General features: G+C 47.2%; 5 protein-coding genes. All 5 read right to left on the bottom strand.

What is annotated here, in order from left to right; all coding sequences use genetic code 11:
- Positions 1-192: 192 nt before the first annotated feature.
- Entirely contained in the window at positions 193-2,073 is a 1,881-nt protein-coding gene (locus NFR61_RS10900; RefSeq protein WP_251624048.1) for an SUMF1/EgtB/PvdO family nonheme iron enzyme, read from the bottom strand.
- 126 nt (positions 2,074-2,199) lie between these two features.
- Complete coding sequence (locus NFR61_RS10905) at positions 2,200-2,931, bottom strand: DNA-binding domain-containing protein (RefSeq protein WP_251624050.1); 732 nt, start codon at positions 2,929-2,931, stop codon at positions 2,200-2,202.
- Between the two features lie 346 nt (positions 2,932-3,277).
- Positions 3,278-4,282 (bottom strand): 2-oxoacid:ferredoxin oxidoreductase subunit beta, encoded by a 1,005-nt coding sequence (locus NFR61_RS10910; RefSeq protein WP_251624052.1) that lies wholly within the window; start codon positions 4,280-4,282, stop codon positions 3,278-3,280.
- Positions 4,283-4,316: 34 nt separating this feature from the next.
- Positions 4,317-6,155: a 2-oxoacid:acceptor oxidoreductase subunit alpha gene (locus tag NFR61_RS10915; protein ID WP_251624054.1), complete on the bottom strand. Its 1,839-nt coding sequence runs from the start codon at positions 6,153-6,155 to the stop codon at positions 4,317-4,319.
- A gap of 151 nt (positions 6,156-6,306) precedes the next feature.
- Positions 6,307-7,813, bottom strand: a 1,507-nt coding sequence (locus NFR61_RS10920; protein ID WP_251624055.1) for a hypothetical protein, incomplete at its 5' end; no start/stop codon positions are given.

Here is a 7,813-nt window from a genome sequence, read left to right on the forward strand (position 1 = left end):
GGATTTCATATATTTTACTTTGTATCCATTCCAATTGCCCCATACACCTTTATTGCCATTAATTTTGATAAAGATACGAATAATTACTGATTTTTCAGATAATCTGCGGTGGCATCTTCATAATAAAACATACTCGGTACCCCTGCGACCCCTTAGCTTAGTACAAAGAGACAGGAATATCCGCCCGTAACTCTAAGGAAGGAGAACCAACCGGATACCAGTGCCGGGGTTGCGGTAGCCCGGAAAGTCGCAGGGCCGAAACGACACCCGGCAGTACCTCGCATCGTAGCCCCAACTACCGCCGCGCAAGACGAGGAGAGAGCCCGTTTCAGGACCAACAGGGTCAGTCTGTGCTTCACTACTATAATCGCCATACCAATCCTGGCACCATTCCCAAACATTACCAGACATATCGTAGATACCCAGCTCATTCGACTGTTTTGTACCAACGGGATGAGTAGAAGAATTACTATTACCACTATACCAAGCAACATCGCCTATCGTACTGCTGCCGCTGTACTTATACCCTTTGCTCTTGGATCCCCCACGCGCCGCATACTCCCATTGCGCCTCCGTTGGCAGAGTATATTTCTTCCCTGTCTGTTGGCTCAATTTGGTTAAAAACGTCTGAATATCGTTCCAACTCTCACTTTCCACAGGATAATTGTCTCCTTTATTGAATGAACTCGGCTTCTTCCCCATAACAACTTGCCACAATCCCTGCGTCACTTCAAACTTAGCGATGTAATAATCAGAAAGGGTTACGGAATGAACAGGATACTCGGCAGCCCAAGGATCCGATGACCCCTGCTCCGAAGTAGCACCCATCATAAACGTACCACCTTTCACGTAAACCATCTCCAATTTCACCCCAGAGACCATTTCGGTAAAAGAATCCGGCAATTGAATAACATAAACCGTATCCGTCAAAGAATTACCAGAAAAAACAATATAACCCTCCCGCCCTTCCGACTCGGAATCTTCATTTTCCAGGACGGCAAAACGGTAATTTCCGGAAGAAGTCTCCCCTAAAGAAACTATCCAAGACTGAAAACCGGTGGGTATCCTCACCTCACAATCCACTCCCTCTTTCACCTGTACGGCTATCGTATCACCTGACATACGTACCAAATATCTCTCCTGTGACAATACCAGGACTTCCCGGCCGGACTGATGAATGTACAAAACATCGGAAACCCCGTTGTTGCGGTCACGTATCGTTATGGACGCCGAACGCTCGTCACGGCTCTTGTTTTCTGAAATAGAAAAGTGCAGCTTGTCCGTACGCATCGCACGCGTGTACACCCGGTTTATCCACGAAGCGGCGGAAGCCGGAATCTCTACGTCATAGTTCACGTTCGTTTTCAATTCAACCGTGATTTCCCCACCCTCGGCCGGCAAATCGTAGCTGTCCTCCGTCAATATCAGTTGCTCCACAAATTCGGCCTGATACACCCAAACCGTGTCATACAGCGAATTGCCCGAAAAGACGATATAGCCCGAACGCGTCTGTTTCACTTCGTTTTCCGAAACCGTAAAATCATAACTCTTCGTTGTCACAGCACGGGAACGCGGAGACGGGGCTATCCAGGATTCAAATTCTTCCGGTATCGTCACTTCGTAGGAAATATTGCTCTTCACCTCCACCGAAATGGTCTCGCCCTCCTGCGGTACCTCGAACTTGTCCTTGCTCACGATAATGGCGTCTTTGCCTTTCTGCGTCACACCCAGCACCTGCGTCTTATCGCCAGCCTTCACCGTCAGGTTCGCATTGCGGTCTTCTATGCCGCTGTATTCGTCCACGGTCACCGTCACGGTCAAGTTGCCCGTTCCTTTGCTGAAATCCGTCCTGCACCAGCCGCTGCCGTTCTCAAGCGTCCAATTCCCATTACAGGAAACAACAAATGTCTTTTCTCCTCCTGCCGCCTCAAAGGCAAGGTCTGTGCGCGAAAGTTCCAGTGTCACATTCTTCGGATTCTCCGATTTATCCGGCTCGTCATTCGCTTTGTCCGAATCACTGCCGCAACCCGACAGCAAAACCAAGCACCACAATAAATACAATACTCTTTTCATCTTTTTCTGTTTTTAAATATGAATACTATTTTTATTTTCCTACGAAACATACCGTACACCGCTACGACGCCCTGCGCAGAGAAGTACGATGTGTTGCGTAAAGTTTTACGCAACACATCGTACAAATCAAGATACGGTCAATACCTGTTCAAAACGGAACGTGCGGACCTCTTTCAACTGCGTACTGCCCGAAAGCTGGGTACTCACCTCAAGGTAATAATTGCCCGGCTCCATATCTGACGGAACAAGCAATATCAACTCTTTTGCCGTATTGCGCGCCAGCTCGTCAATTGGAATCTCAACGGTACTGCTGTTGTCGGCATTAATAAAACGGACACCCACACCCTCTTTCTCCCCGCTGACTTTAATATCATTACCGCTTACCAATATATTGTGTCCACGGGTCAGGGTACCATTGACAGCTTTGCTCTTGACATCCATAACCTCGTCAATCAAAATGGAAACAGGCGCAACGCCATTGACAACCACCCGGGAAGCACGGAGCTTCTCGCGTACCTGGGCACTTTGAGTAAACTGGGCATTGATTTGGTGGACGGACGGATCATAAGGCTGAGTAGCTTTGCTAAATACACCGCTTGCCTTGGGACAAACGGAATAAAGTCCTGTGCGGATAGCATAACCATTGCTTAAACGTTTCAGAATCGCCTCTTCCAGCCGGCTATTGACATCCCGGATAGTGGAAGCACTCAAATCGGTACGGGAAGCGATAATATCATTAATGATATCTTCGATGCCGAGACTTTGTTCAATAGCCACGCGCGGAGCATAGTCATTGGGGTCAGGAGTCAACAAATTTTTATACAATAACAACTTAATAGAATTAGAAACTTCTGCCATAATCACTGATTTTTTAAAATTTATACTAAGAATTTACCACATGTAACAACCTCATAGAAAACAACTTACACAACCAAAAAACGTACGTTTTTTTTGGCGGAGTTTTGCGAAATGTGAAAAAATTTTATCTTTTTGAATATGAACACTTTGACGCACTAAAAAAATTGTTAATTTTGCCGAAAACTCCAACTTTTTAAACGTAGGTTTTTAGTGGTCAAGTTCACCGACGAAACGTATTGTATAACAATTTATTACACAAAACCAACCAAACCAATAATACCACAAAAAAGGGACCCCGTTCGGTTATCTCCGACGGGGTCCCACCTTTCTATATAAAACTTAAATACTATTTCACCTCCCAGGTATCTCCGCTATTCAGCAAATCCTCCATACAATGGATATTAGACACCTTCTTCACTTCCGCAATCTGATCATCCAGCGCCTCGTCATACGTATGTGCCGCCACATCCCGTATCACACCCAAAGCCACCGGGAACTCCGGAGCCTTCATATTCACCAGCATCCAATGCAAAAACGGATTGGGATTGTGGGCGTCATGCACCAATATATCCTCCACCGTCACACCGTCCTTGCCCAGCTCAACCACTTCCAGCTTGCCCGTCTTATCCAGACGCAAACCCTTCTCCTTATCCTTGCCGAAAAGCATCGGTTCACCATGGTGCAGCACCAGCTGCCGGTCCTCCTTCACATCCTTGCCCGTTATCGCCGAATGTGCCCCATCCGCGAAAATCACGCAATTCTGCAACACCTCCACCACCGACGTACCCTTATGCTTCACCGCCGTCTCCAGCACCTCCGCCGTCAAAGCAACATTCGTATCCACAGAACGCGCAAAAAACTTACTCTGTGCCCCGATAGCCAACTCTCCCGGATTAAAAGGATGCTCAATCGTCCCGTAAGGAGACGTTTTCGTCTTCGTACCCAACTTCGTCGTCGGGGAATACTGTCCTTTGGTCAAACCGTAAATTTCATTATTAAACAACAGAATAGTTATATCCACATTCCGGCGAATCACATGGATAAAATGATTCCCGCCAATAGCCAGCGCATCCCCGTCCCCCGAAATCTGCAAAATATTCAGCTTCCGGTTCGCATTCTTCGCCCCCGAAGCAATCGCCGCCGCACGGCCGTGAATCGTATGAAAACCGTACGTATTCATATAATAGGGAAAACGGGAAGAACATCCGATACCCGAAATAACCGCCCACGACTCCTTCGGATAATCCAACTCCGCCATAGCCTTCTGAACAGCCATAATAATACCGTGATCCCCGCATCCCGGACACCACCGTACCTCCTGATCGCTTTTAAAATCTTTTGCTGTATACATGAGTGTAATCTTTTTAAATTAAATAGTTGAAAAATTAAAAAAGCTGGCTGACTTTTTCTTTAATCTCGGCAACAGTAAAAGGAAGCCCTGCCACTTTATTATACTGCTGATAAACAAACTCCGGACACTTGCTTCTCAAATAATCCGCAAACTGTCCCAAATTCAACTCGCAAACAATAATCTTCTTATACTTGGCAAAAATCTCCTTCGTATTGCGAGGCAACGGATTAATATAATTAAAATGCGTAAGGCTCACATCTTTTCCAGCCTTCCTCAACTCCTTCACCGCAGAAAACAAATGTCCGTACGTACCGCCCCAGCCCACAACCAGCACCTCGCCGCCCTCCGGACTTCCGTACACCTCCTGCAACGGAATAGAATCGGCAATCCGTGCCACCTTCTCTGCCCGCAAATCCGTCATAATCTGATGATTCTCCGGCACATAACTGATATTTCCCGTAACATTCATCTTCTCCAAACCGCCGATACGATGCTCCAACCCCTTCGTTCCGGGCAACGCCCATGTACGGGCCAACGTCTCCGGGTCACGTGCATACGGCTGATAATCATCCCCCTCCTTAGCCACCCGGAGCTTAATCTCCGGCAACTTCGCCATCGAAGGAATCAGCCACGGTTGCGCACCATTCGCCAAAAAACCGTCCGTCAGCAAAATAACAGGCGTCATATGCTCCAAGGCAATCTTACCGGCAACAAACGCATAATCAAAACAATTTCCGGAAGTACTCGCAGCCACCACCGGCATCGGGCTCTCCCCGTTACGTCCGTACAAAGCCTGCATCAAATCGGACTGCTCCGTCTTCGTCGGCAAACCCGTAGAAGGTCCCCCGCGCTGCACATCCACAATCACCAACGGCAACTCCGCCATCACCGCCAAACCGCAAGCCTCCGTCTTCAACGCAAGCCCCGGGCCGGAAGTCGTCGTCACCGCAAAATTACCGGCATAACTCGCACCGATAGCCGTACAAATCCCCCCAATCTCATCCTCCGCCTGATACGTCTTCGCACCCAAATCACGGCGCAAAGCCAACTCATGCAAAATATCCGTAGCCGGAGTAATCGGATACGAACCGCAGAACAACGGCAAACCCGCCTTCTCCGCAACTGCCAGCAACCCCCATGCCGTCGCCTTATTACCCGTAATCGTACGGTACTTACCCTTCTCTATCGCCGCCGGAGCAACCTTAAAATGTACAGCCAACGCATGTACATTCGCTGCATAATTATATCCTGCACGCAAAACCAGCTTATTCGCCGAAGCAATCGCCGGTTTCTTCGCAAACTTCATATCAAAAAAAGCCTCGGTATGTTCCACAGAACGCTCAAACATCCAGTACGTCATACCCAAAGCAAACATATTCTTACACCTGAACATCGACTTTTGATCCAACCCCGTCTCACGCAACGCCTCCACCGTCAAACTCGTAATATCCACCGCCACCACATTATAATCCTCCAGAGAATGATCCGTCAGCGGATTAGACGTATAGCCCGCCTTCTCAAGATGTTTATCCGTAAAAGCATCCGTATCTACAATAATCGTTCCCGCCTTCTTCGCCCAACGCAAATTAGCCTTCAATGCTGCCGGATTCATCGCCACCAGCACATCTGCATAATCCCCCGGCGTCGTCACATGTTCTTCACCGATATGTACTTGAAAACCGGACACACCTCCGACCGTCCCTTGCGGAGCCCGAATCTCTGCCGGATAATCCGGAAAAGTAGATACATCGTTTCCAAACAAAGCAGCCGTATCGGAGAACTGTTGTCCCGTCAGTTGCATCCCGTCCCCGGAATCTCCTGAAAAACGAATAACTACATCCTGTTTTTCGATCACTTCTGTTTCTTGACTCATGATATAAATTATGTGATTATTTTTAATTATAAAACGAAGCAAATGTAGCTAATAAAACATCATTTTCCGAAAAGGTTTCCGAAAAAAAATCCGGAAGAAGTAATTCTTTACTTCCCCCGGATATCCTACTTATCTCAACTATCCTACTCCACTACCTATCCCAACGAATCTCCGTAAATTTCTGACGGTTACGCTCTACAAACAACCAGTCCGTCGTCGCCGTTCCGTTCCAACCAGGCCAATCAACACAACCATCCAGATTGATATCATGAAGCAAGTCATACTGATAACCTTGCTGGCCTCCGTTTGGATAAATATCTACTAACGTCACTCGGTTCGGGTCCATCAAAGACACTAGATAGTTCGTATTCAACTCTCCTGCACTCAATGCCCAAATTATATGACCGCCACTACTTATACGCGTCATGTGATAATCCATCCTGTGTATCGCCGCACTACGACGGTAGATATTCAACGTATCCGTGAAGTCGATGAAGTTAGCATTCACTTTATTTGATTTACCTACAAAGCTATAAACCTTACCTGTCATCACTCCCAAATGATTACGGTGACGGATGGCCACATAACGGTTATTATGCGGTGCCGTCGATGCATAAGCATTGCGGATACCAACTATCGTATCGCCACTTCGACGGTCGGCCAAATGACCGTCAGAAAGCAACAAACATGTGTCGCGGGAAAGGAAGAACGTACTATCTGTCATCAAGGCTACGGAATCCTTCGGCTGACCTACACGTAACTCTACTTCTATCCAGTCTATTACCTCTAGACCTGAAGGAAGAAGAGGCAACGAGGTTGGTAATTTCAAACTATCGCGCAAACGACCGTGATTACAATCATCTCCCCACTTCATGATTCCGTTAGAAGCATCGAACACGCCTTCCAAGAAGACCTTACCACGGATATACCCCGTATCCAAACGCGATAACGTCAAGTCATAACCGGAAGAAAGACCGACTCCGCAAATCATATCATAAGGTACGAACTTATACAAACCAGGGGTCTTCAACCAAAAGACCGTATCATACTTACTTATCGGAGCAAAATTCAACGTGTCATCACCTACAATTATCTGCTGCAAACCCCACAAAGGTGTTCCGCGCGTCAGACGTACCTTCACTTCCAGACTGTCTTCAGCCTCCAAACTTACACTATGGATACCACTCTCCCAATTGGACATACTAGGACGCCGAACTTCCACGTCAATTTCGGGTTCCCAATGCAAATTTACTCTATCGCAATACAAAGTGTCGTAAGTCAGCGGATCCAACTTCATGCGACAACCATATTTATCCCACATTTCCAATACCTCAAACGTCAGGCAGGAATCCAAACCGCCTACACTACCCCAAGTCAAAGGAAGATGGATACTGGTATTACTGGAAAGATAGGAACGGCCGAAAGTCAACGTCGTATAAGTCGGATTCGATACGCCTGAAGATAATGTGTTCTCATGTTTGTAACGAGCCTGACGGATGACTATTGAGTCTACTCGACCTACTGGACGGTAAGTGAAGTCAAAGTACGAGGCCATTCCGCCATGACAAGAGATGACGTCAGAATGAACATAACCTGAAGGAAGACCGTCTACACATACCTGAACTTCATCTGAACGGACCTTACAACCCAAGCTATCA

Source organism: Odoribacter lunatus (assembly GCF_943193135.1).
GTDB classification, from domain to species: domain Bacteria; phylum Bacteroidota; class Bacteroidia; order Bacteroidales; family Marinifilaceae; genus Culturomica; species Culturomica lunata.